The 23237-nt window shown below is 67.9% G+C and carries 20 protein-coding genes, 1 other RNA gene and 1 pseudogene; 16 read left to right on the top strand and 6 right to left on the bottom strand.

Annotated elements, in window-relative coordinates; all coding sequences use genetic code 11:
- Nucleotides 1–2 precede the first annotated feature (2 nt).
- The 4 genes from V9K93_RS10730 to V9K93_RS10715 all read right to left on the bottom strand — a co-directional run bounded on the left by V9K93_RS10730 (nucleotide 3) and on the right by V9K93_RS10715 (nucleotide 4192).
- The gene (locus V9K93_RS10730; protein ID WP_337302533.1) at nucleotides 3–1388 is read right to left on the bottom strand and encodes an FAD-binding oxidoreductase; all 1386 of its coding nucleotides are present in this window, start codon (nucleotides 1386–1388) and stop codon (nucleotides 3–5) included.
- On the bottom strand, nucleotides 1385–2002 hold the full coding sequence (locus tag V9K93_RS10725) for a metal-dependent hydrolase (protein ID WP_337302532.1): 618 nt from the start codon (nucleotides 2000–2002) through the stop codon (nucleotides 1385–1387). The genes V9K93_RS10730 and V9K93_RS10725 overlap by 4 nt, the downstream gene beginning before the upstream one ends.
- Before the next feature lie 110 nt (nucleotides 2003–2112).
- The gene (locus V9K93_RS10720) at nucleotides 2113–2481 is read right to left on the bottom strand and encodes a YraN family protein (protein ID WP_211195200.1); all 369 of its coding nucleotides are present in this window, start codon (nucleotides 2479–2481) and stop codon (nucleotides 2113–2115) included.
- A complete protein-coding gene (locus V9K93_RS10715) occupies nucleotides 2471–4192 on the bottom strand; it encodes a penicillin-binding protein activator (protein ID WP_046982692.1) in 1722 nt (573 codons plus the stop codon). Before V9K93_RS10715 ends, V9K93_RS10720 begins: the two co-directional genes overlap by 11 nt.
- A gap of 81 nt (nucleotides 4193–4273) precedes the next feature.
- Here V9K93_RS10715 and rsmI point away from each other — a divergent pair, with 81 nt between their 5' ends.
- Together rsmI and rnpB are read left to right on the top strand one after the other, a co-directional pair.
- A complete protein-coding gene (gene rsmI / locus V9K93_RS10710; RefSeq protein WP_046982693.1) occupies nucleotides 4274–5092 on the top strand; it encodes a 16S rRNA (cytidine(1402)-2'-O)-methyltransferase in 819 nt (272 codons plus the stop codon).
- Between the two features lie 134 nt (nucleotides 5093–5226).
- Nucleotides 5227–5578, top strand: an RNA gene (rnpB, locus tag V9K93_RS10705) — RNase P RNA component class A.
- A gap of 86 nt (nucleotides 5579–5664) precedes the next feature.
- Here the strand turns inward: rnpB and V9K93_RS10700 are convergent.
- Entirely contained in the window at nucleotides 5665–6144 is a 480-nt protein-coding gene (locus V9K93_RS10700) for a DM13 domain-containing protein (protein ID WP_046982694.1), read from the bottom strand.
- A 101-nt stretch (nucleotides 6145–6245) separates the two neighbouring features.
- Nucleotides 6246–7022 (bottom strand): NRDE family protein, encoded by a 777-nt coding sequence (locus tag V9K93_RS10695; protein WP_136638858.1) that lies wholly within the window; start codon nucleotides 7020–7022, stop codon nucleotides 6246–6248.
- Nucleotides 7023–7345: 323 nt separating this feature from the next.
- On the opposite strand from V9K93_RS10695, the gene mraZ reads away from it, so the two are divergent.
- The 14 genes and pseudogenes from mraZ (at nucleotide 7346) to ftsZ (ending at nucleotide 23079) form a co-directional block, all read left to right on the top strand.
- The gene (gene mraZ / locus V9K93_RS10690; protein ID WP_004143635.1) at nucleotides 7346–7792 is read left to right on the top strand and encodes a division/cell wall cluster transcriptional repressor MraZ; all 447 of its coding nucleotides are present in this window, start codon (nucleotides 7346–7348) and stop codon (nucleotides 7790–7792) included.
- Nucleotides 7793–7806: 14 nt separating this feature from the next.
- The gene (rsmH, locus tag V9K93_RS10685; RefSeq protein ID WP_046982696.1) at nucleotides 7807–8775 is read left to right on the top strand and encodes a 16S rRNA (cytosine(1402)-N(4))-methyltransferase RsmH; all 969 of its coding nucleotides are present in this window, start codon (nucleotides 7807–7809) and stop codon (nucleotides 8773–8775) included.
- Nucleotides 8772–9035 (top strand): cell division protein FtsL, encoded by a 264-nt coding sequence (gene ftsL, locus V9K93_RS10680; RefSeq protein ID WP_005412242.1) that lies wholly within the window; start codon nucleotides 8772–8774, stop codon nucleotides 9033–9035. The genes rsmH and ftsL overlap by 4 nt, the downstream gene beginning before the upstream one ends.
- On the top strand, nucleotides 9032–10876 hold the full coding sequence (locus tag V9K93_RS10675) for a peptidoglycan D,D-transpeptidase FtsI family protein (RefSeq protein ID WP_046982697.1): 1845 nt from the start codon (nucleotides 9032–9034) through the stop codon (nucleotides 10874–10876). The genes ftsL and V9K93_RS10675 overlap by 4 nt, the downstream gene beginning before the upstream one ends.
- Nucleotides 10873–12381 (top strand): UDP-N-acetylmuramoyl-L-alanyl-D-glutamate--2,6-diaminopimelate ligase, encoded by a 1509-nt coding sequence (locus V9K93_RS10670; protein ID WP_136638861.1) that lies wholly within the window; start codon nucleotides 10873–10875, stop codon nucleotides 12379–12381. Before V9K93_RS10675 ends, V9K93_RS10670 begins: the two co-directional genes overlap by 4 nt.
- A complete protein-coding gene (locus tag V9K93_RS10665) occupies nucleotides 12378–13772 on the top strand; it encodes a UDP-N-acetylmuramoyl-tripeptide--D-alanyl-D-alanine ligase (protein ID WP_046982699.1) in 1395 nt (464 codons plus the stop codon). The genes V9K93_RS10670 and V9K93_RS10665 overlap by 4 nt, the downstream gene beginning before the upstream one ends.
- Nucleotides 13762–14847 carry a phospho-N-acetylmuramoyl-pentapeptide-transferase gene (gene mraY, locus V9K93_RS10660; RefSeq protein ID WP_004143659.1) on the top strand — a complete coding sequence of 362 codons (1086 nt, stop codon included), beginning with the start codon at nucleotides 13762–13764 and terminating at the stop codon, nucleotides 14845–14847. The genes V9K93_RS10665 and mraY overlap by 11 nt, the downstream gene beginning before the upstream one ends.
- A 1-nt stretch (nucleotide 14848) precedes the next feature.
- Nucleotides 14849–16174, top strand: a complete 1326-nt coding sequence (gene ftsW, locus V9K93_RS10655) for a putative lipid II flippase FtsW (RefSeq protein WP_004143661.1) — start codon at nucleotides 14849–14851, stop codon at nucleotides 16172–16174.
- Complete coding sequence (gene murG / locus V9K93_RS10650) at nucleotides 16171–17259, top strand: undecaprenyldiphospho-muramoylpentapeptide beta-N-acetylglucosaminyltransferase (protein WP_337302531.1); 1089 nt, start codon at nucleotides 16171–16173, stop codon at nucleotides 17257–17259. Before ftsW ends, murG begins: the two co-directional genes overlap by 4 nt.
- A gap of 40 nt (nucleotides 17260–17299) precedes the next feature.
- Nucleotides 17300–18736 carry a UDP-N-acetylmuramate--L-alanine ligase gene (gene murC / locus V9K93_RS10645; protein ID WP_012510048.1) on the top strand — a complete coding sequence of 479 codons (1437 nt, stop codon included), beginning with the start codon at nucleotides 17300–17302 and terminating at the stop codon, nucleotides 18734–18736.
- Nucleotides 18733–19695: a D-alanine--D-alanine ligase gene (locus V9K93_RS10640; RefSeq protein WP_337302530.1), complete on the top strand. Its 963-nt coding sequence runs from the start codon at nucleotides 18733–18735 to the stop codon at nucleotides 19693–19695. Before murC ends, V9K93_RS10640 begins: the two co-directional genes overlap by 4 nt.
- Nucleotides 19692–20369: pseudogene (locus V9K93_RS10635) on the top strand (cell division protein FtsQ/DivIB); the annotation flags it as partial. The gene V9K93_RS10640 and the pseudogene V9K93_RS10635, both read left to right, overlap by 4 nt.
- 68 nt (nucleotides 20370–20437) lie before the next feature.
- Complete coding sequence (gene ftsA, locus V9K93_RS10630; protein WP_005408083.1) at nucleotides 20438–21673, top strand: cell division protein FtsA; 1236 nt, start codon at nucleotides 20438–20440, stop codon at nucleotides 21671–21673.
- Nucleotides 21674–21843: 170 nt separating this feature from the next.
- Nucleotides 21844–23079 (top strand): cell division protein FtsZ, encoded by a 1236-nt coding sequence (gene ftsZ / locus V9K93_RS10625; protein WP_004143720.1) that lies wholly within the window; start codon nucleotides 21844–21846, stop codon nucleotides 23077–23079.
- Nucleotides 23080–23237: the final 158 nt, after the last annotated feature.

The following is a 23237-nucleotide window of genomic DNA, read 5'->3' as shown; positions in this document are numbered from 1 at the left end:
CCCTATGCCGGCGGCAGCACCTTGCCCGGGTTGAGGATGCCATCCGGGTCCAGCGCGGCCTTGATCGCGCGCATCGCCGCCAGCGTTTCCGTGGTGAACGCCTTTGCCATGAAATCACGCTTGGCCAGGCCGATGCCGTGTTCGCCCGACAGCGTGCCACCCAGCGCCAGCGTCAGCTCGAAGATCTTCGGCAGCGCCGCATGCGCGCGTGCGTTCTCGTCGGCATCGTCCGGGTGGTAGAGGATGTTGACGTGCAGGTTGCCGTTGCCGGCATGGCCGAAGGTGACGATGGTCAGCGAATAGTCGTGGGCCAGTACCTGCACGCCAGCCACCAGATCGGGGATGCGCGATACCGGTACCACCACGTCCTCATTGATCTTGCCCGGCGCGACGGTCCGCAGTGCCGGGGACAACGCCTTGCGCGCGGCCCACAGCTGGTCGCGCGCGCGGCCTTCCATCGCCACATCCAGTTCGATCATGCCGTCGCCTTCGGCGGCGTTGGCCAGTGCCTGCAGCAGGTAGGGCAGGGTGTCGTGGTCACCATCGGCCTCGACCAACAGCATCGCGCCAGCGTCGGGTACGTCGGCACCGTTGAGGCGCAACAGCTCCAGGCTGCGTGCGTCCATGAATTCCAAGCGCGTGGGAACGACCGGCTGCGACATCAGCCGCGACACGGCAGCGGCGGCGGCATCGGCATCGCGGTACAGCACGCGCAGGCCAGCCTGGCTGACCGGCAACGGGGTCAGCTTCAGCGTGGCTTCCACGATCAGCGCCAGCGTGCCTTCACTGCCCACCAGCAGGTGGGTCAGGTCGTAACCGGTGGCGTCCTTGGTGTAGGCGCCACCGCAGCGGATTACCTCGCCGGTACCGGTCACCGCCACCAGGCCCAGCACGTTGTCGCGGCTGGTGCCGTACTTCACCGCGCGCGGGCCGCCGGCATTGCACGCCAGGTTGCCGCCGATGCTGCAGATCTCGGCGCTGGAAGGATCGGGTGCCCAGAACAGGCCGTGCGGTGCCAGTGCCTGCTGCAGCGTTCCGTTGAGCACGCCCGGCTGCACCGCCGCGCAGCGGTCACCGGCGCGGATCTCGAGGATGCGGTCCATGCGGGTGAACGACAGCACGATGCTGCCGGGCACTGGCACAGCGGCGCCGGTGGTGCCGGTACCCGCACCGCGCGCGACCAAGGCCACGCCATGCACGCGGCAGGCACGCACCAGCGCCTGCACCTGTTCGATATCCGCCGGCAGTGCCACCGCAGCCGGGCGCTGGTGGCGCCACGAGTTGTCCTGCGCATTCGCCTCCAGTGCGCCGTCATCCATGCGCCAGCCGTCGCTGCCCAGCAGGGCGGACAGTTCGGCAACCAATGCGGAGGGCAGGGCAGTACTCATGACAGATCTCGTGGGGCAGCGGGGGCGGGGTGAATCAGTTTCCAGGCGATGACAGCGCCGGCCAGCGGCAGCCACACCCAGCGCAGTTCGGAGAGCAGGGTGGCCAGGCCGCGCGCGCTGAAGAACTGCGGGGCAAACGGTGAAACGCGGATCGGCCGCCACGGTGCGAAGAAGCGGTGTTCGCTCCAGGGCCAGGCCAGCGCAACGCCAAGGCCGCCGGAGGTCAACGCATCCAGCAGCGGATGGCTGGCGGCGCACACGAAGACGAACACCGCCGCTTGCACGGTAGATGCCAACCTTGGTTGGCACGAAACCGCCGACCAAGGTCGGCGACTACCGGAGCTGCGGGGTGCCGACCAAGGTCGGCCTCTACCAAGGTTCAGCAATAACGCCGCCAATATGGCCAGCGCGCAGGCAAACAGCAACGAATGGCTGGCCCCGCGATGGCCGAACGCATCGGCATAGGGAATGTGCAGTGCAAAGGCCAGTACATCGGCATCGGGCAGCATTGCCGCGACCACACCGGCCGCCAGCAGTCGCGGCGGGATGCGGCCACGATCAGCGGCGCACCACAGCGCCAGCGGCACGGCTGCGTGGGTGATGATCGAAGGCATCAGTCACGCACCGTGGTAGTGCCGGCCAGGCTGCGCTCTGGTAGGTGCCAACCTTGGTTGGCACAGAAGCGCCGACCAAGGTCGGCCTCTACCAGAGCGGACGGTACCCATCAGCAGTCATCCAGCCGGAACGCATCACGCAGCCACCGCAGCTGCGGCGGCTCGCCCGTGGCTTCAACCACATCAAAACGGCAGGGCGCATTGGCCAGCGCCGGGTTGTCCTGCAGGTACAGCTGCGCGGCATGCGCCAGGCGCCGGCACTTGCGCGCATCCACCGAAGCGGCGCCGCCACCGAAATCCGATCGCGCGCGGTAGCGCACTTCCACGAAGACCACGGTGCCGGCGTCATCCATCACCAGATCCAGTTCACCGCCGCGATAACGCACGTTGCGCGCACGCGGCCGCAACCCAGCCTGCTGCAGATGCTGCTCGGCGGCGGCTTCCACCGCCGAGCCACGTTGGCTGCGCTCAGCGACCACCGACGATCGGCATCGGCCGGCCGCCATTGAAGGTGGACCACGCCGGTTGGCGCAGGATGTTGCCGTTGCTGTCCAGGAACAGGGTACCGGTGGCACCGTCCAGGCCGCCTTCGTTGGACAGCTTGTCCAGGTAGGCGGTGATCTTCCAGGCATCGGCACCGAAGGCGAACAGGCGGCCAGCCGCACCGCGCGCGCTCGGCAGGGTGCTGGCCACCTGGCTGGCCGAAGGCAGGCCGGACACGCTGCGTACGTTCCAGGCTTCGTTCGGGTAGACGATGCCGTCCAGCGCCACGTCTTCTTCCACCTTGCCGCTGCCGACCGTCAACTGCGAGGTGCCGACGCGGGTGGCGCCACCGGCACCGGCCAGCGCCAGCTGCGGCGCCAGCAGGCGGGCCTGCGGCGCGCGCACGGCAAGGAACACGGCGTCGACCTGGCCGGCATTGCGCACCTGCGCGCCGACATCACCGACGGCATCGCTGACGTTGAAGGTCGCCACGACCTGGCCGCCGCGCTGGGCAAAACGCTGTGCGAAGGCAGCGGCGGAACGGCGGCCGGTATCGTCATTGCTGCTGATCACCAGTGCGCGGTTGCGTTCGCGGCCACGCAGGTACTCGGCGGCGACGATGCCGTCGTCTTCCGGTGCCAGCGAGAAACCGGCGCTGCCGGCCGGCGGCGCATCCTTGCCACGGTTCAGTGCCAGCACCGGTACCTGCAGCTGCTGGCGGCCATACACCGCGTCCACCTCGTCGCGGCCCAGCGGACCGACCACGAAGTCGACACCGGAGGCGACGGCCTTGTCATACGCGGCCAGCGCACCGGCCGCGGTACCGGCGGTGTCGATGAAATTGATCTCCGGGCGACGGCGGGTCTCGCCGTAGTAAGCGGCCAGCAGGCCATCACGTACCGGCTGCGCGGCGGTGGCCAGGCGACCACTGAGCGGCAGCAGCACCGCCAGTTTGGCCGGCGGACGGTAGCCGTCGCTCATCGCCGGCGGGCGCTTGCTGGTATCGAACTGGGCGGCGCCATCGCGGTCGAACGGGCGCGGCAGCGGCAGGCCACGCGCGATCAGCGCGCGGCCGGCGAAGTTGTACAGCGGATCGTTGGCCGGCAGTGCGGCGGCACGGCTGCGCAGGGTGGCATCGTCGAGGGTGCCGAGCAGGCCGGAGATTGCAGCCTGGTTCTCGCTGCGCGCGCTGCCGGTCAGGCTGGCATGGGCGCGGGCCCGCTCGTTGGCGGCACCGAAGGCATCGCCGGTGCCCTGCAGGGCCTGGGCGCGGGCCAGCAGCCAGCGCGTGCGCAGGCCGACCGCAACGCTGTCGGCATGGTCCTTCAGCAGTGCCAGTGCCTGCGCCGGTTGCTTGTCGGCCAGCGCCAGCTCGGCGCCGGTCAGCTGGTAGCGCTGCAGGCTGGCGCCGGTCAGCTGGCGGGCGGTGAGCTGGCCCAGCAGGCTGCGCGCGCGGGCGCTGTCGCCGGCCAGGTTCCAGGCCCAGGCCGCGTCGGCCAGCGCGTTGCTGCGGGCACCGCCGCGCAGGGTTGCAGCCAGGGCTTCCAGCTGCAGTGCGGCGTCGCGCGGCTTGCCCTGTTCGATCAGCGCCAGCGCCTGGCTCTGGGCCGGCGATTCGGGTGCACTGGTCAGGCTGGTGGTGGCACAGCCGGCCAGCAGCATCAGCGACAACGACAGGGCGGAGATCCGTGCGGCGGGCTTGTTCATGATCGGGTCCATGCGATGAGGGCAGCGGCCTTGGCCGGGTACACGCTACGATTCTACCCTTGCCCCGTGAGTACCGCTGAAATGAGTGTCCCAACCCTGTACGTCGTCGCCACCCCGATCGGCAACCTGGCCGATCTGAGCCCGCGCGCGCAGGAGGTGTTGCGTTCGGTGGCGGCCATCTGTGCCGAAGACACCCGCCGCAGCGGCCAGCTGCTGTCCCATTTTGGCATCCAGCAGCCGTTGGTAGCCCTGCATGAACACAATGAGGAAGCCTTGGCCCAGCGCCTGGTCTCGCGCCTTCAGGCCGGCGAGTCGCTGGCGCTGGTCAGTGATGCGGGTACGCCGCTGGTCAGTGATCCGGGTTTCCGCCTGGTGCGTGCCGCGCGGGCGGCAGGCATCAAGGTCAGCCCGATTCCCGGTGCCTGCGCCGCCATCGCCGCGCTGAGCGTGGCCGGCCTGCCCAGCGACCGTTTCAGCTTCGAGGGCTTCCTGCCGGCCAAGGCCAGCGGACGCCGCGACCGCCTGCAGGCGCTGGCCGGTGAAGTGCGCACGATGGTGTTCTACGAATCCTCGCACCGCATCACCGAGTCGCTGGCCGACATGGCGGCGATCTTCGGTGGCGAGCGCCCGGCAGTACTGGCGCGCGAGCTGACCAAGCTGTTCGAGACCGTACTGGATGGCGATCTGGCCGGCCTGCTGGCCAGGGTGGAAGCCGACGAGAACCAGCGCAAGGGCGAGTTCGTGGTGATGGTGCAGGGCGCCGGCGACGATGAGGAAGCGCAGCTGGCGCATGGCCGTCGCGTGTACGCCAAGCTGAGCGAGCACCTGCCGCCGTCGACCGCGGCCAAGCTGGCGGCCGAATTGACCGGCGCACCGCGCAAGGCGTTGTACGGCAGCTGATGGATCGTGCGGACCAAGGCCCGCACCCACCAGAGCAGCGGAACCGGTAGATCTACGCCCCGCGTGGATGGATGAACCGCACGCCGCGATCAGCACGGCAGGAAGGGCGTGCGTAGGCTAGAATGTGCGCTGGCGGAGCCGGCCAGACAGTCGCGTCATCCCTTCGGGGGTGCCGAGGAAAGTCCGGGCTCCATAGGGCAAGGTGCCAGGTAACGCCTGGGCGGCGCAAGCCGACGGAAAGTGCAACAGAAAGATACCGCCTACGTCTTCTTCGGAAGGCCGGTAAGGGTGAAATGGTGCGGTAAGAGCGCACCGCGAGTCTGGCAACAGACCGGCACGGCAAACCCCACCTGGAGCAAGACCAAATAGGGATCCTTTGGCGCGGCCCGCGTTGGATCCGGGTAGGTTGCTTGAGCGTTGCGGTGACGTAACGCCTAGAGGAATGACTGTCCACGACAGAACCCGGCTTATCGGCCGGCTCCGCCTCCTTCTTCATCCACGCATGGCGTGGATCTACCGTGATTGCGGGGTCGGACCCCTTTCCGGAGGAAAGGGCTCTGACCCCACGGTGCTCAGCCCGGCGTACGGTACTGCCCGGCGGAAATGAACTGCGAGAAACGCTCGCACCACACCACCACCGTGGTGTAGTCGTCCACGTCCACGTTGTCGGGCACGTCCACCAGGAAACGGCTGAAGGTTTTCACCTCGCCGATGCGCTGGGCCTGTGCCTTGATCTTCAGGAAGTCGGCCTTGTTGTCGACGAAGTCGCGAACCAGGTAGACCTTGTAATCCGGGCCCGGTCCCATCTTGCCGTCGAAGGCGACCTGGCGCGGGCTGACGCTGACCTTGCCTTCGGCCCAATGCACTGCATCGCTGCCCTTGAGGTCGCGACGGAAGGTGGTGTGGTAGGTGGCGTCACCCATGACCGCCTGCACCTGCGCCGCCGGCGGGTCGTCAGGGGCGATCAGGATCGGCAGGAGGTAGATGCCCAGGCCAAAGCCCAGGCCGAGGGTGAGCAGGTGGGTGACGACAAGTACGAGAACACGGCGCATCAATGACTCCCTGTGGATCGGTGAGGCGCGCGGCAGGACCGCGCCAGATCATCGTGTGGCGTGCGTGCAGACATTTATAGACACAGAAAACAGGTACAGGGTCAGAAATCGACCTGGCTCTGGCCCAGGGCGACGCCCTGCGGGCCAAAGCGACGTTCGTGGATCTGCCCATGCCCGTTGGCGTCGATCAGCAGCACGGTGCTGGCGCGGGTGCCGTAGTCGTCGCCGCGGATGAAGGCCGGGCTCAGCCAGCGCTCGCGCTCCAGGCCGATGCCGGTGTCGGGAAGGTCGCTGTCGGCGGGGCGGTGCTCGTCAGCCAGGGCATCCCAGAGCGGGGTCAGATCCCTTTCCCCCTGGGAAAGGGATCTGACCCCGTCTTCCTGCAGCCATGCTTCAAGGGCGTCCATCAGCCGTCGGGTCTTCGGCCACGGCGCGTCCAGCGCGCCGTTGGACATGCCATGCACGCCCGGGCCCAGGCGCTGCCGTTCGGCGGGGTGGTTGCCCAGGTACTCCAGGCTGTCGCCATCGGCCAGCAGGAGGTTGAACGGGGCGTAGGCGCCGGCCACGGTCGCCAGCCGGTCGATATGCACGGCGGCGGCATCACGGCCACGCAGGAAGTCGGCCACCAGTGCGCCACGCGAGGGGCCGGTCTGTGCGGCCAGCGGATCGCGCACGTTGGTGACCACCGCCATCCGGCCCTTGGCGCCGACCCCGGCCCAGCCACCACCGGAGCGCAGGTCGCGTCCGCCGATGACGGAGGTCTCATCTTGCCAGGGGGCCAGCGCCGCCGTGGGACGGGCGTGGAACTCATCACGGTTGCCGGTCATCACCAGCCGCCAGCGCGGGTGGTGCATCCAGCCAAGAGCGAGCAGGCACATGGCCTCATTGTGCACGGTTTGCGCAGTCTGGCGCCGCTTCCGGCTCGTTTTGGATGAATGCGCGGCCAATGTTTCACGCGCTGTCTACAGCCCTGAACTTCCGTTCAATCTCAAAAATTGAGACGGATCAGCAACTTGTGGATAAGCCTTGAACAATTCTCTAAAGGTTGTTGCAAGCCATTGATGCGGCTGGCGATTTCCCCGCTGAAAAGTTGTTGACAACCTTCGGGCCGCTGCTAAGGTGGGCATCAGAGGGAAATCCGGGTGTTTTGTGGGTTTTCGTGGTTCAATGTTTCACCGGGCGAAGGATAGGTGCACGCGTCGTGTTCCAGGGCGAGACGGCCATCACAGTTGACGATAAAGGGCGCATGGCGGTTCCCACCGCTTACCGCGACCTCGTCGCGCGCGCCAGCAACAACCGTCTCGTGCTGACCTACAACCCGTTCGAAGCCGGCTGCCTGTGGCTGTACGCAGAGTCGGAATGGGAGCGGGTCCGCGACGATGTGATGTCCAAACCCAACACCCAGCGCGTCGTGCGCCTGTTGCAGCAGAAGCTGGTCGGCTCGGCCGCCCATCTCGAGCTGGACGGCAACGGTCGCATCAGCATCCCCGCCAGCCACCGCGGTGCGGTGGGCATTGAGAAGAAGGCGGTACTGCTCGGTATGGGCGACAAGTTCGAATTGTGGAGCGAGCAGGCGCATCGGGCCCTGATCCAGCAGACGTTGTCTGACGAGGATCTGGGTGATGGGTTGCTCGACCTGAAGTTGTGAGCCGGGGTGCCCGGATGCGCCCAGAAGCGCAGGCCGGTCACCTTCCGGTGTCGCAGTCGCCGGCGGTGCATCTGCCGGTCCTGTACACCCAGGTCCTTGAAGGCCTGAGGGTGATCGAAAACGGACGTTATCTGGATGGCACGTTCGGTCGTGGCGGTCATGCACGTGGCGTGCTCACCCAGCTCGGTCCCGAGGGGCGCCTGCTGGTCATGGACAAGGATCCGGAAGCCATCGCCGTTGCCGAGCGTGATTTCGCGCCGGACCCGCGCGTGTCCATCTTCCGTGGCAGCTTCGCCCAGCTGCTGCAGTGGGATGCGACGGCCGAAGGCCTGGACGGCGTGCTGTTCGACCTTGGCGTGTCGTCGCCGCAGCTGGACGTGGCCGAACGTGGTTTCAGCTTCGGCAAGGACGGCCCGCTGGACATGCGCATGGACCCGGACAGCGGTGAAAGCGCCGCGCAGTGGATCAACCGCGTCGAAGACCGTGAGATTGCCGACGTGCTGTGGACCTACGGCGAAGAGCGCCAGAGCCGCCGTATCGCCCGTGCCATCGTGGCGCGTCGCGAGAAGCAGCCGTTCACCCGTACCGCAGAACTGGCCGAGCTGATCGCCTCGGTGATGCCGCGTGGCAAGGACAAGATCCATCCGGCCACGCGCAGCTTCCAGGCCATCCGCATCCACATCAACCGCGAGCTGGCCGATCTGGAAGCCGGCCTCGATGCGGCGGTGGAGCGGCTCAAGCCCGGTGGTCGCCTGGCGGTGATCAGCTTCCACTCGCTGGAAGACCGCATCGTCAAGCAGTACATGAACCGCCTGGCCAAGGCACCGCCGGCCAACCGCCGCTTGCCCGAGGCGGAGGTGTTCGTACCGACCCTGGATCTGATCGGCGGTGCCATCAAGGCCACCGACGAAGAACTGGCGGCCAACCCGCGTGCCCGCAGCGCCGTGCTGCGCGTGGCCCAGAAGCGGGAGGCCGATGCATGAGCCGGCTGCTGCTGATCATCCTGTTGGCCTCGACCGTGGCCTCGGCGATCGGCGTCGTGTTCGTGCGTCACCGTCACCGGCAGACGTTCATCGAGCTGTCGCGCGCCGAGCGCAAGCGCGATGACATCAATCTGGAATTCGGCCGCCTGCAGCTGGAGCAGGCAACGCTGGCTGAAGCCAACCGTGTCGATCGCATCGCCCGCGAGAAGCTCGGCATGAAGTTCCCAGAGGCCGCCGACATCGTGGTGGTGCGCCCATGAGCAAGACCGGTCGCAACCGCCCGCGCAACGCCTTCAACCTGCGCCAGCGCCTGCGCTGGGTTGCCCTGGCGCTTGGCCTGTGCTCGGTGTCGCTGGTGGGCCGTGCGGCCTACGTGCAGATCATCAACAGCGATTTCTACCAGCGCCAGGGCGAGGCCCGCTACCTGCGCGAGCTGCCGATCAAGACCTCGCGCGGCATGATCACCGACCGCAACGGCGAGCCGTTGGCGGTGTCGACCCCGGTCGCCTCGATCTGGGTCAATCCGCAGGACCTGCTGCGTTCGCCCGAGCGCATTCCCGAGCTGGCGCAGGCAGTCGGCATGTCGGTGGATGAGCTGAGCAGTCGCCTGTCTCAGAAGTCGGACAAGGAATTCATGTACCTGCGTCGCCGGATCAATCCGGACGAGGCAGAGAAGGTGGTCGCGCTGAAGATTCCGGGCGTGGCCGCGCAGCGCGAGTTCCGTCGCTTCTACCCGCAGGGTGAGGCGATGGCACACGTGCTGGGCTTCACCAACATCGACGACCGCGGCCAGGAAGGCCTGGAACTTGCGTTCGACGAATGGCTGCGTGGAAAGGCCGGCGCCAAGCGGGTGATCCGCAACCGCAAGGGCGAGACCGTCGAAAGCGATCTGCTGCGCGCCGCCGAACCGGGCAAGGACCTGACCCTCAGCATCGACCGCCGCATCCAGTACCTGGCGTTCAAGGAACTGCGCAACGCACTGGTGGCCAACAAGGCGGCCGGCGGTTCGATGGTGATCATGGACGTGACCACCGGCGAGATCCTGGCGATGGTCAACCTACCGACCTACAACCCGAATTCGGTGGGCGGCGCGGCCCCGGATACCCGTCGCAACCGCGCGGTGACCGACCTGGTCGAGCCGGGTTCGACGATGAAGCCGCTGACCATCGCCACCGCGCTGCAGTCCGGCGCGGTGACCAAGGACACCATCATCGACACCAACCCGGGCTACATGACTCTGGGTCGCTTCACCATCCGCGACGTGCCGCGCAACAACGGCGTGCTGAACGTGACCGGCGTGATCACCCGCAGTTCGAACGTGGGCGCGGCCAAGGTGGCGGCGAAGATGCCGGACCAGGTGTTCTACGACGGCGTGCGCCGTTTCGGCTACGGCTCGGTGCCGCACAGCGGCTTCCCGGGTGAGTCCGGCGGCGTGGTGCTGCGCCCGGCGCGCTGGTCGGGCACCACCAAAACCACCATGTCCTACGGCTATGGCCTGAACGTGACGCCGCTGCAGATCGCCACTGCCTACTCTGCGCTGGCCAACGGCGGCAAGTTGATCGCGCCGACCTTCGTCAAGGGCCAGCGCAACGAAGGCCAGCAGATCATCGACGAGAACGTCGCCAAGCAGGTGGTGGCGATGATGGAAACCGTGGTCACCCAGGGCGGCGCCAAGCAGGCGGCGGTGCTGGGCTACCGCGTGGCCGGCAAGACCGGTACCGCGCGCAAGGCCGGCCCCGGCGGTTACGAGCGCGGCCACTACAACGCGCTGTTCGCCGGCGTGGTGCCGGCCACCAATCCGCGTTTTGCCACCGTCATCGTCATCAACGACCCGCAGGCCGGCAAGTTCTACGGTGGCCTGGTGTCGGCGCCGGTCTACCACAACGTGATGGAAGGCACCCTGCGCCTGATGGACGTGCCGCTGGACGACCTGCAGTCGTGGTTGGCCGCACAGCAGTCCGGCAAGGTCGGCCATTCGGCCTCGATCCTGCCGGCGCCACCGGCCGAGGCCGCGCTGCCGGTCGATGCCGCCGCTGAATTCGATGCTGCGCTGCCCAGCGCGCATGCCCAGACGCCGCCCGCTACGGGAGGCACGCAATGAGTCCTTCGATGTTGCTTTCGCAGTTGCTTCCGGACGTTGCTCTTGCAGGGCACGACCCCGTTCTGACCGGCCTGGTGCTGGACAGCCGCGCCGTGCGGCCCGGCAATGCCTTCGTCGCCATCGCCGGTTTCGGCGCGCATGGCCTGGGGTTTGTCGAGCAGGCCCGTGCGGCCGGCGCCGGCGCCATCCTGTTCGAGCCGCCGGCACCTGCCGAGCTGCCCGCACCGGCCGATGCGATCGCGGTGCCTGGCCTGCGCGCGCGCATGGGCGCGATGGCCGACCAGTTCCATGGCGCACCGTCGCGGGCGATGGCGATGGTGGGCGTGACCGGCACCAACGGCAAGACCTCCACCGTGCAGCTGCTGGCTCAGGCCTGGCACCTGCTCGGAACGCCCAGTGGCAGTATCGGCACGTTGGGCGCCGGACTTTATGGTGCGGTTGAACCGACCGGTTTCACCACGCCGCTGGTGCTGCAGATGCATGCGCTGCTGGCGCAGCTGCGCGACGCCGGCGCGCGCGCGGTGGCGATGGAAGTCAGCTCGCACGCGCTGGACCAGGGCCGCGTGGATGCGGTGCACTACGACGTGGCGGTGTTCACCAACCTCACCCGCGATCACCTGGACTACCACGGCGACATGGCCAGCTACGGTGCGGCCAAGGCGCGCCTGTTCCATCGTCCGGGCCTGAAGGCCGCGGTGATCAACCTGGACGATGCGTTCGGTCGCCAGCTGTTCGCCGGCCTGCCGGCGGGCGTGCAGCCGATCGGCCTGAGCTCGCGCGGTGCCACCGACGCCAGCGTGCGCGCCGAAGCGCTGCAGCTGGACGGCCGTGGCATCGCCTTCGAACTGGTCATCGACGGCCAGCGCGCGGCGGTGCAGTCGCCGCTGCTGGGCCGCTTCAACGTGGACAACCTGCTGGCCGTGGCCGGCACCCTGCATGCGCAGGGCCAGCCGCTTGCGCGCATTGCCGAGGTGCTGTCGGCGCTGCAGCCGATCCGCGGCCGCATGAACCGCCTCGGTGGCGAAGAGGGCCTGCCGACCGTGGTGGTGGATTACGCGCACACCCCGGACGCACTGGAACAGGCGCTGGACAGCCTGCACGGCCACCTGCAGGGCACGCTGTTCTGCGTGTTCGGCTGCGGTGGCGAGCGCGATACCGGCAAGCGTCCGCAGATGGCCGCGATTGCCGAGCGCCTGGCCAACCAGGTCATCGTCACCGACGACAACCCGCGTGGCGAAGATGGCGACGTGATCGTGGCCGACATCCTGGCCGGCTTCACCGATGCCTCCGCCGTGACCGTGCAGCGCAGCCGCGCGCGCGCGATCGGCCTGGCGGTGAAGCGCGCCAATGCAGGCGACATCATCCTGATCGCCGGCAAGGGCCACGAGCCGTACCAGGAAGTGAATGGCGTGCGCCATGACTTCGATGACACCGAAGTGGCTGCCGCTGCGTTGGCCGCCAAGGTCGGCGTGCTGAGATCGCAGGCCGGGGAGGGCATCGCATGAAGCGCACCCTGCTTTCGCTGATCGCACACTGGGCCGGCGGCGAGATCCACGGCGACGACGTGGCCATCGACGCGATCAGCAACGACACCCGCAGCCTCGGCCCGGGCAGCCTGTACGTGGCGCTGCGTGGCGAGCGTTTCGACGGCCATGACTTCGCCGCCGACGCACTGGCACGCGGTGCCAGCGCGCTGCTGGTCGAGCGCCTGCTGCCGATCGAACTGCCGCAGGTGCTGGTGGCCGACAGCGAGCTGGCGCTGGCGAAGATCGCCACCGGCATGCAGCGTGACCGTGATACCGAGGTGTTCGCGATCACCGGCAGCAACGGCAAGACCAGCGTGAAGAGCCTGCTGCTGGCAATTCTCCAGCAGGTGGCCCGCCACGCGCACAAGGTGGTCTACGCCAATCCGGGCAACCGCAACAACGAAATCGGCCTGCCGCTGGCAGTGATTGATGCACCGGAAGATGCTGACTACGCGGTCTACGAGATGGGTGCCGGCAAACCGGGTGACATCGCCTACCTGACCGACATCGCCCGTCCGCGCTATGCGCTGGTCAACAACATCGCCCCGGCGCACCTGGAGCGGATGGGCAGCCTGCTCGGCGTCGCCGTCACCAAGGGCGCGATCTACGCCGCGCTGCCGGCTGACGGCGTGGCCGTGATCAACGTCGACGATGCCTACGGTCGCTGGTTCGAACAGCACTTCGTCGGTACCCCGGCGCGCTGCAGTGTGCTGCGCTATGGGCTGGAACATACCGCCGATGTCACTGCGCGTGATATCCGCGCCGGTGCGCAGGGCAGCCAGTTCACCCTGGTGTCGCCGATGGGCGAAGCCCGCGTGGTGCTGGGTCTGCCGGGCCGCCACAACGTCAGCAACGCGCTGGCCGCGGCCAGCCTGGCACTGGCCGCCGGTATCGAGCTGGCGCTGGTTGCAGCTGGCCTGGCCGATGCGCAGCCGGTGCCGGGCCGCCAGATTGCCCATCAGCTGCGCAACGGTGCGGTGCTGGTGGACGACAGCTACAACGCCAACCCGGGTTCGCTGGCTGCGGCCATCGATGCCCTGGCTGCTGCTCCGGAAGAAGGCTGGCTGGTGCTTGGCGACATGCGCGAGCTGGGCCCGGATGCCGAAGCGCTGCATGCGCAGGCCGGCCTGCGCGCCCGCGCGGCTGGCCTGAAGCGCCTGTATGCGCTGGGTCCGCTCAGCGCCGCCGCCGCCACCGCCTTCGGCGAAGGCGGCCGTCATTTCGCCACCCATGACGCGCTGTCGCAGGCGCTGAAGGACGAGCTGCACGCTGGCGTGCGCTGCCTGGTCAAGGGTTCCCGTGGCAGCGCCATGGACACGATTGTCAAAGCGCTGCTGGCGCAAGGAGAGGAATCCCCGCATGTTGTATGAACTGGCTCGATGGTTGCAGCAGTTGGAGAGCCTGTTCGGGCTGTTCAACTACCAGACGTTCCGCGCCATCCTTGCCGCGTTGACGGCCCTGTTCCTGTCGCTGTGGCTCGGCCCGGCGATGATCCGCAAGCTTGCCCAGTTCAAGGGCGGCCAGCCGATCCGCAAGGACGGTCCGCAGACCCATTTCTCCAAGGCCGGTACGCCGACCATGGGAGGTTCGCTGATCCTGCTCACCATCACCCTGTCGGTGCTGATGTGGGCCGACCTGCGCAACCGTTACGTGTGGCTGGTGCTGGCGGTCATGCTCTGCTTCGGCGCCATCGGCTGGTACGACGACTGGATCAAGATCGTCCGCCGCGATCCGAACGGCCTGAAGTCGCGCTGGAAGTACCTGCTGCAGTCGATCTTCGGCCTGGCTGCGGGCCTGTTCCTGTTCTATACGGCCGATGTGCCGGCCGCACTGACCTTCTACATCCCGATGTTCAAGTCGGTGGCGCTGCCGCTGGCCGGCATCGGCTTCGTGACCATCGCCTACTTCTGGATCGTCGGCTTCTCCAATGCGGTGAACCTGACCGACGGCCTGGACGGCCTGGCGATCATGCCGACGGTGCTGGTGGCCTGCGCGCTGGGCGTGTTCGCCTATGCCTCGGGCAACGTGGTGTTCGCCAACTACCTGCAGATCCCGCAGATCCCGGGCGCCGGCGAGCTGGTCATCATCTGTGCGGCCATCGCCGGCGCAGGCCTGGGCTTCCTCTGGTTCAACACCTACCCGGCCATGGTCTTCATGGGCGACATCGGCGCGCTGGCGCTGGGCGCCGTGCTGGGCACGATCGCGGTGATCACCCGCCAGGAGCTGGTGCTGGTGATCATGGGCGGCGTGTTCGTCATCGAAACGCTGTCGGTGATGATCCAGGTCGCCTCGTTCAAGCTGACCGGCAAGCGCGTGTTCCGCATGGCGCCGATCCATCACCACTTCGAACTGAAGGGCTGGCCCGAGCCGCGCGTGATCGTGCGCTTCTGGATCATCTCCGTCGTGCTCGTGCTGATTGGCCTGGCCACGTTGAAGGTGCGCTGAGATGAACGACCTGTCCCGCCAGGCAACACGCCTTGAAGCCATCGAAGGCAGCTACGACAAGTGGCTGCTGGGCGCGATCATCGCGCTCACGGGCATCGGCGTGGTGATGGTGGCGTCCAGCTCGATCGCTTTGATGAGCAGCCCGTTCTACTACCTCAACCGCCACCTGATCTTCCTGGCGGTGGGCATCGTGCTGGCGGTCGTTGCCGCCCGCACCGAGCTGAAGTCCATCGAGCAGTACAACCAGATGCTGCTGCTGGGCTGCTTCGTGCTGCTGCTGGCGGTGTTCGCGCCGGGCCTGGGCAGCACCGTCAACGGTGCGCGCCGCTGGATCAACCTGGGCATCTCCAAGTTCCAGACGGTGGAAGCGGTGAAGGTGCTCTACATCGTCTGGCTGTCCAGCTACCTGGTGCGCTTCCGCGACGAGGTCAACGCGACCTGGCCGGCGATGCTCAAGCCGCTGGGCGTGGCCGGTGCGCTGGTGCTGTTGCTGCTGCTGCAGCCGGACTTCGGTTCGTCCACCCTGCTGCTGGCGATCACCGCCGGCATGCTGGTGCTGGGCGGGGTGAACATGCCGCGCATGTCGATGCCGGTGATCATCGGCCTGGTCGGCATGAGCGCGCTGGCGATCATCGAGCCTTACCGCATGCGCCGCATCACCTCCTTCCTGGACCCGTGGGCCGACCAGCAGGGCGACGGCTACCAGCTGTCCAACGCGCTGATGGCGGTGGGCCGCGGCGAGTGGACCGGCGTTGGCCTGGGCAACTCGGTGCAGAAGCTGTACTACCTGCCGGAAGCACATACCGACTTCATCTTCTCGGTCACCGCCGAGGAGTTCGGCTTCCTGGGCACCTGCGTGATCGTGGCCCTGTACGCGCTGCTGGTCGGCCGCACCTTCTGGCTGGGCATGCGCTGCGTGGAAATGAAGCGCCACTTCTCCGGCTACATCGCCTTCGGCATCGGCCTGTGGATCAGCATGCAGACCTTCGTCTCGATCGGCGTGAACCTGGGCATCCTGCCGACCAAGGGCCTGACCCTGCCGCTGATCTCCTCCGGTGGTTCGTCGGTGCTGATGACCTGCGTGGCGATGGGCCTGCTGCTGCGCGTGTCCTATGAACTCAAGCGTGCCGAGCGTCGCCAGGCCGTGCGTATCGGTGGTGGCGACGAGGCCGTGGCCGATGCACCCGTGGACGCGCCGGCCGCACCGGCTGCGGCCAGCGTGCCGATGAGCGCCGAACCGGTGGCCGCCGCTGCCGGGCCGGCCGCCGCACGTGGCACCAGCCGCCTGCAGTCGCGCATCGAACCGACCTTCGGGAGGCTGTCATGAGCGCAGCCACCAACACTGCACGGCCGGTGATGATCCTGGCCGGTGGCACCGGCGGTCACATCTTCCCCGGCCTGGCCGTGGCCCGCGTGCTGCGCGAGCGTGGCGTGCCCGTCACCTGGATGGGCGCCGATGGTGCGATGGAAACCCGTCTGGTGCCGCAGCACGACATTCCGATCGACACCCTGGCCATCACCGGCCTGCGCGGCAAGGGCAAACTGGCCCTGCTTGGTGCACCGTGGCGGTTGATGCGCGCGCTGCGCGCCGCCGGCATGATCATCCGCAAGCGCCAGCCTCGCGCGGTGGTCGCCTTCGGTGGCTTTGCCTCCGGGCCGGGCGGCATGGCCACGCGCCTGCATGGGCTGCCGTTGATCGTGCATGAGCAGAACCGTGCGCCGGGCCTGACCAACCGCATCCTGTCGCGTTATGCGCGCCGCCTGCTGACCGGTTTCCCGGGCACCTTCGCCAAGCGCGAGGAGTTCGTCGGCAACCCGGTGCGTGCCGAAATCGCCGCCATCGCACCGCCGGAACAGCGCTTCGCCGACCGTCATGGCCCGCTGCGCGTGCTGGTGGTCGGTGGCAGCCAGGGCGCGCGTGCACTCAACAACGGCGTGCCGCAGGCGATCGCCGCGCTGGGCGCCGGGGTGCCGCTGCAGGTGCGCCACCAGAGTGGCGAGAAGATGCATGCCGAAGCGGTCGAGGCGTATGCCAAGGCCGGCGTGCAGGCTGACATCACCCCGTTCATTGCCGACATGGCCGAGGCCTTTGCCTGGGCCGACCTGGTGGTGTGCCGCGCGGGCGCTTCGACGCTGGCCGAGCTGTGCGCGGTGGGTGTCGGTAGCGTGCTGGTGCCATTCCCCGCTGCCGTCGACGATCACCAGACCCGCAATGCGGAGTACCTGGTCGAGCGCGGCGCGGCGGTTTTGCTGAAGCAGGACGGAACGCTGGCTGACGGCATTGCCGCACTGCTGCGTGATCTGTCCGAAAATCCCGCCCGCCGCATGCAGATGGCGCAAGCCGCGCGTGCTCTGGCAAAGGTCGATGCCGCCGAGCGCATCGCCGATATCATTCTTGAGGAAGCTGTATGAAGAAGGCATGCCACCGCGCCTGCCCTGCGCGAGGCCGCGCATGATCCGTCGCCTGCACGACACCAACGATCTGGTGCGCGCGTTCCCGCGCGTGCATTTCGTCGGCATCGGCGGCACCGGCATGAGCGGTATCGCCGAAGTGATGCTGACGCTGGGCTATGAGGTGTCCGGCTCGGACAACGCCGACAACGTGGCGACCCGTCGCCTGGCCAGCCTGGGGGCGCGCATCATGCGCGGCCACTCCGCAGCCAACGTGCTGGGCACCGACTGCGTGGTGGTCTCCAGTGCCATCCGCGAAGACAACCCGGAACTGATGGAAGCGCGCAGCCAGCGTATTCCGATCATGCCGCGTGCGGCGATGCTGGCCGAGCTGATGCGCTTCCGCCGCGGCATCGCGGTGGCCGGTACCCACGGCAAGACCACCACCACCAGCCTCACCGCTGCGGTGCTGAGCGAAGGTGGCCTGGACCCGACGTTCGTGATCGGTGGCCAGCTGCTGGCTGCCGGTGCCAACGCCAAGCTGGGCGGTGGACAGTGGCTGGTGGCCGAGGCCGACGAAAGCGATGGCAGCTTCCTGCGCCTGAATCCGCTGATGTCGATCATCACCAACATTGATGCCGACCACCTGGAGAACTACGGCAACGACTTCGCGCGGGTGCAGGCGGCGTTCGCAGAGTTCCTGCAGCGCCTGCCGTTCTACGGCCTGGCGGTGCTGTGCATCGATGATCCCGAAGTGGCTGCGCTGGCCGCCAAGACCCCGCGCCACGTGATGAGCTACGGCATGAGCCCGCAGGCCGACGTACGTGCCGAGAACGTGGTGCAGGAAGGCTCGCGCATGCGCTTCACCCTGCGCCTGCCGCAGGGCACCAGCCAGGAAGTGGTGCTGGCGCTGCCCGGCAAGCACAACGTACTCAACGCGCTGGCCGCCGCTGCGGTGGGCTGGCAGCTGGGCGTTGCGCCGGACGCGATCGCGCGTGCGCTGGAAGGTTTCGCCGGTGTTGGCCGTCGCTTCAACGATCTGGGCGAAGTGACCACGGCCAGCGGCGCCAAGGTGCGCATCATCGACGACTACGGCCATCACCCGAGCGAGCTGGAGGCGGTGTTCGCCGCCGCCCGTGGTGGCTGGGCTGACAAGCGTCTGGTGGTGGCCTTCCAGCCGCACCGCTACAGCCGTACCCGCGACCAGTTCGACAAGTTCGCCGCGGTGCTGTCCAGCGTCGATGCACTGGTGCTGAGCGAGGTCTACCCGGCCGGCGAGGAACCCATTGCCGGTGCCGATTCGCATGCGCTGGCCCGCGCCATCCGTGCGCGTGGCCGCAGCGAGCCGGTGGTGGTGGGCAAGGCCGCCGAGCTGGCCAGCGTGCTGCCGGACGTGCTGCAGGACGGTGACCTGCTGCTGATGATGGGCGCCGGCGACATCGGTGCCGTGGCCACCCACATCGCGGTGGAAGGCTTCAAGGGGGAGGGCGAGGCGTGAGCGCGCTGACCTTCCCGCCGCTGCGCGTGACCGACCCGGCTGTGTTCGGCCGCGTCGCCGTGCTGCTCGGCGGCAGCTCCAGCGAACGCGAGGTGTCGCTGGACTCCGGCCGCAACGTGCTTGAAGCCCTGCAGTCGCGTGGCGTCGATGCGTTCGCGGTGGATGGCATTCCGGCACTGGCCAAGGCGCTCGCCGGCGGTGGCATCGATCGCGTGTTCAACATCCTGCATGGCCACAACGGTGGTGGTGAGGACGGCATCGTGCAGGGCCTGATGGACGCCTTCGGCGTGCCGTACACCGGCTCGAACGTGCTGGGCTCGGCGCTGAGCATGGACAAGATCCGCACCAAGCAGGTGTGGCTGTCGCTGGGCCTGCCGACCCCGCAGTACCGGAAGGTCACTGCCGAGGACGTGCACGCCAATGCCGCCGAACTTGGCCTGCCGGTGGTGGTCAAACCGGCCAACGAGGGCTCCAGCGTGGGCATCAGCCGGGTTACCGATGACGCCGGCCTGGACGAAGCGGTGGCCCTGGCCGCGCGCTACGACGGCCAGCTGCTGATGGAACAGATGGTGGTGGGCGACGAACTGACCGTGGCCATCCTCGGCGATGTCGCGCTGCCGTCGATCCGCATCGTGCCCAAGGGCCAGTGGTACGACTACAACGCCAAGTACATCGCTGAAGACACCCAGTACCTGTGCCCGGGCCTGGACGGTGATGCCGAAGATGAAATCCGCCGCATTGCGCTGGCTGCATTCCGTGCTGCCGGCTGCCGTGGCTGGGGCCGCGTGGACGTGATGCGCGACCGCGACAGCGGCCGCTTCTTCCTGCTGGAAGTGAACACCGCGCCGGGCATGACCAGCCATTCGCTGGTGCCCAAGGCCGCACGCCAGGCCGGCATCGGTTTCGAGGAACTGGTGTGGCGCGTGCTGGAACAGACTCTGGAGGCATCGCACGCATGAACGCGCTGCTGCGCATCTTCGTCTGGCTGTTGGCCCTGTCGGTGGTTGCACTGCCGGTGGTGGCCGTGGTCAATGGCTGGGTCGGCGCCGAGCGCTGGCCGCTGGCGAAGCTGCGCGTGCACGGTGAGTTCAAGCGGGTGCCGGCCGAGCAGTTGCAGCAGGTGCTGATGCCGTATGCGCGCTCCGGTTTCTTCGCAGTCAAGCTGCAGGACGCGCAGGACGCGCTGGAAAAGCTGCCGTGGGTGGAGAGCGCGCGGGTGCGCAAGCAGTGGCCGGACGTGCTGGAAGTGACCCTGGTCGAGCACAAGCCGTTCGCGCGCTGGGGCAACGACCGCCTGGTTTCCGAGCAGGGCAAGCTGTTCCCGACGCCGAAGAAGCTGGCCGACCTGGCGCTGCCCGAACTGGACGGCCCGGACAGCCAGACCGAAGAAGTGATGAAGCTGTACAGCGACTCGCGTGCATTGTTCGCACCGGCCGGCGTGGACGTGCGCCGGGTGACGATGGATGCGCGCGGCAGCTGGTCGCTGGTGCTCAGCAATGGCACCGAAGTGGTGGTCGGCCGCGATGACGCGCGCTCGCGCATGCAGCGCTTCGTCAAGGTGCTGCCGCAGCTCAACCGTCAGGACGCGCCGATCGAGCGCGCCGACCTCCGTTACACCAATGGTTTCACGCTGAGCTGGGGTACCCCGGCCACGTCGGCGAAAACGCCGGCGACCCCGGCCAGAAGCACGCAGGAAAGAACATGAATCGCAAGGGTGACAAATCGCTGATCGTTGGCCTGGACATCGGCACCTCCAAGGTGGTGGCGCTGGTGGGCGAGTACTCGCCGGGCAATCCGATCGAAGTGATCGGCATCGGCTCGCATGAATCGCGTGGGCTCAAGCGCGGCGTGGTGGTGGACATCGAATCGACCGTGCAGTCGATCCAGCGCGCGGTGGAAGAAGCCGAGCTGATGGCCGGCTGCGAGATCCGCTCGGTGTATGCCTCGATCTCCGGCAACCACGTGCAGTGCAAGAACTCGCCCGGCATCGTGCCGATCCGCGACGGCGAAGTGACCTGGGGCGACCTGGATCGCGTGCTCGATGCGGCCAAGGCGGTGGCGATCCCGGCCGACCAGAAGATCCTGCACGCGATTCCGCGCGAGTACGTGCTGGACGATTCGCAGGAAGGCATCCGCAACCCGGTCGGCATGACCGGTGTGCGCCTGGAAGTGCATGCACACCTGGTGGTGTGCGCGCAGTCGGCCGCGGCCAACATCAGCAAGTGCGTGCAGCGCTGCGGCCTGCAGGTGGACGACCTGGTGCTGTCCTCGCTGGCCTCCAGCGTGGCGGTGCTGACCGCCGACGAGCGCGAGCTGGGCGTGGTGCTGGTCGACATGGGCGCCGGCACCACCGACATCGCGGTGTTCGTGCAGGGTGCGATCTGCCACACCGCCTCGCTGCCGATCGCCGGCGACCACGTCACCAACGACATCGCGCACATGCTGCGCACGCCGACCCCGGAAGCCGAGCAGATCAAGGTGCGCTACGCCTGCGCCCTGGCCCAGCTGGCGACTGCCGAGGAGAGCATCCAGGTACCGTCGGTGGGCGATCGTCCGCCGCGTCGCATGCCGCGCCACTCGCTGGCGCAGGCGGTGCAGGGCCGCTACGAGGAAATCTTCGAGATGGTTCAGGCCGAACTGCGCCGCTCCGGCTTCGAGGAACTGGTGCGCGCCGGCATGGTGCTGACCGGTGGTGCTTCGAAGATGGAGGGCGTGGTGGAGCTGGCCGAGGAAATGCTGCAGATGCCGGTGCGCGTGGGCATCCCGCAGCACGTCACCGGCCTGGGTGAAGTGGTCGGCAACCCGGTACACGCCACCGGCGTGGGCCTGCTGCTGATGGGCAGCCAGATCGAGCACCCGCGCCGGCCGTCGCTGCCGACCGGGCGCGCGGGAAGCATGTTCAAGAAACTCAAGACGTGGTTCCGCGGCGAGTTCTGACGCGGAACCGGTAAACCCCGGCATCGCCCGGGCGCAACACCCGCAGTACCCGCAACACAACGCAGCACCGGCAACACACAACCCACACAGCCGCAACGCCGGCATGCAGCAGGAAGGCAGGACGCCCGAATGCCCATGCCAGCCGAAGCGGATACAACGAGGACACGGACATGGCGCATTTTGAACTGATCGAAAAGATGGCACCCAATGCGGTGATCAAGGTGGTTGGCGTGGGCGGCGGCGGCGGCAATGCCGTGGCGCACATGGTCAACTCGGCGGTGGATGGCGTGGAGTTCATCACCGCCAACACCGACTCGCAGGCCATCAAGAATTGTGGTGCCAAGCTGCAGCTGCAGCTGGGTACCAACGTGACCAAGGGCCTGGGCGCAGGCGCGAACCCGGAAGTCGGCCGCCAGGCTGCTCTGGAAGATCGTGAGCGCATCATGGACGCGCTGCAGGGCGCGGACATGGTGTTCATCACCGCCGGCATGGGCGGCGGCACCGGCACCGGCGCTGCGCCGGTGGTGGCACAGCTGGCCAAGGAAATGGGCATCCTGACCGTGGCCGTGGTCACCAAGCCGTTCCCGTTCGAAGGGCGTCGCCGCATGCAGGTCGCGCTGAAGGGCATCGAAGAACTGAGCCAGCACTGCGACTCGCTGATCACCATCCCGAACGAGAAGCTGATCACCGTGCTGGGTCGCAACGCGACCATGATCCAGGCCTTCCGTGCCGCCAACGACGTGCTGCAGGGCGCCGTGCAGGGCATCGCCGACCTGATCGTGCGTCCGGGCCTGATCAACGTCGACTTCGCCGACGTGCGCACCGTCATGTCCGAAATGGGCCTGGCAATGATGGGTACCGGCACCGCCCGCGGTGATGACCGCGCGCAGGCCGCTGCCGAATCGGCGATCCAGAACCCGCTGCTGGACGACGTGAACCTGGCCGGTGCCAACGGCATCCTGGTCAACATCACCGCCGGCGCCGACTTCACCATGGCCGAGTTCGACGAGATCGGCCGAACCATCGACGGCTTCGCTTCGGAAGATGCAACCGTGGTGGTGGGTACCGTGCTCGACCCGGACATGCAGGACGAAGTGCGCGTGACCGTGGTCGCCACCGGCCTGAACCGCGTCTCGGCCAGCAAGTCCCAGCGTCCGGGCGAGCGTGCGCCGATCAAGCTGGTCCGCAACGCCACCACCGGCCAGCCGGAGTTCGGCGAGTTCGACAATGGCGGCGACGCCGTGTCGAAGGCGGTGGGTGGCATGGGCCTGGGCCTGCGTCGTGCCAGCAGCGATACCGCGGCAGCCTCCGCTCCGTCGGCCCCGGCCGCTTCGGCCCCGGCGGCGGCGGAACTGCCGAACGATTACCTGGACATCCCGGCCTTCCTGCGCCGCCAGGCGGACTAAGCGGCCCGGCCCGGGGCTTGTCCTCCCCGGGTTGCGCCACCATGTCCTGAAAACGCGGGCGCCGGGCCAGGATGGGCCCGGCCGCCCTGCTTCACGCGCGTCCTACCGGCGCGCCGGTGTGTCCTGCCGGCGTTTCAGTCGGGGTAGGGGACCCTGCG

This window comes from Stenotrophomonas sp. CCNWLW162, from assembly GCF_037203745.1.
GTDB classification, from domain to species: domain Bacteria; phylum Pseudomonadota; class Gammaproteobacteria; order Xanthomonadales; family Xanthomonadaceae; genus Stenotrophomonas; species Stenotrophomonas maltophilia_AQ.
This window is presented reverse-complemented; position numbering and strand designations above follow the sequence as displayed.

Bases quoted from the DNA above. Each gene is read 5' to 3' on its own strand.
- ftsL (WP_005412242.1), top strand. From the start codon at position 8,772: ATGAGCCGGCTGCTGCTGATCATCCTGTTGGCCTCGACCGTGGCCTCG.
- V9K93_RS10675 (WP_046982697.1), top strand. From the start codon at position 9,032: ATGAGCAAGACCGGTCGCAACCGCCCGCGCAACGCCTTCAACCTGCGC.
- ftsZ (WP_004143720.1), top strand. From the start codon at position 21,844: ATGGCGCATTTTGAACTGATCGAAAAGATGGCACCCAATGCGGTGATC.
- rsmI (WP_046982693.1), top strand. From the start codon at position 4,274: ATGAGTGTCCCAACCCTGTACGTCGTCGCCACCCCGATCGGCAACCTG.
- murG (WP_337302531.1), top strand. From the start codon at position 16,171: ATGAGCGCAGCCACCAACACTGCACGGCCGGTGATGATCCTGGCCGGT.
- V9K93_RS10665 (WP_046982699.1), top strand. From the start codon at position 12,378: ATGAAGCGCACCCTGCTTTCGCTGATCGCACACTGGGCCGGCGGCGAG.
- V9K93_RS10670 (WP_136638861.1), top strand. From the start codon at position 10,873: ATGAGTCCTTCGATGTTGCTTTCGCAGTTGCTTCCGGACGTTGCTCTT.
- V9K93_RS10700 (WP_046982694.1), bottom strand. From the start codon at position 6,144: ATGCGCCGTGTTCTCGTACTTGTCGTCACCCACCTGCTCACCCTCGGC.
- rsmH (WP_046982696.1), top strand. From the start codon at position 7,807: ATGCGCCCAGAAGCGCAGGCCGGTCACCTTCCGGTGTCGCAGTCGCCG.
- V9K93_RS10725 (WP_337302532.1), bottom strand. From the start codon at position 2,002: ATGCCTTCGATCATCACCCACGCAGCCGTGCCGCTGGCGCTGTGGTGC.
- ftsA (WP_005408083.1), top strand. From the start codon at position 20,438: ATGAATCGCAAGGGTGACAAATCGCTGATCGTTGGCCTGGACATCGGC.
- V9K93_RS10715 (WP_046982692.1), bottom strand. From the start codon at position 4,192: ATGAACAAGCCCGCCGCACGGATCTCCGCCCTGTCGTTGTCGCTGATG.
- V9K93_RS10730 (WP_337302533.1), bottom strand. From the start codon at position 1,388: ATGAGTACTGCCCTGCCCTCCGCATTGGTTGCCGAACTGTCCGCCCTG.
- ftsW (WP_004143661.1), top strand. From the start codon at position 14,849: ATGAACGACCTGTCCCGCCAGGCAACACGCCTTGAAGCCATCGAAGGC.
- murC (WP_012510048.1), top strand. From the start codon at position 17,300: ATGATCCGTCGCCTGCACGACACCAACGATCTGGTGCGCGCGTTCCCG.
- V9K93_RS10695 (WP_136638858.1), bottom strand. From the start codon at position 7,022: ATGTGCCTGCTCGCTCTTGGCTGGATGCACCACCCGCGCTGGCGGCTG.
- mraY (WP_004143659.1), top strand. From the start codon at position 13,762: ATGTTGTATGAACTGGCTCGATGGTTGCAGCAGTTGGAGAGCCTGTTC.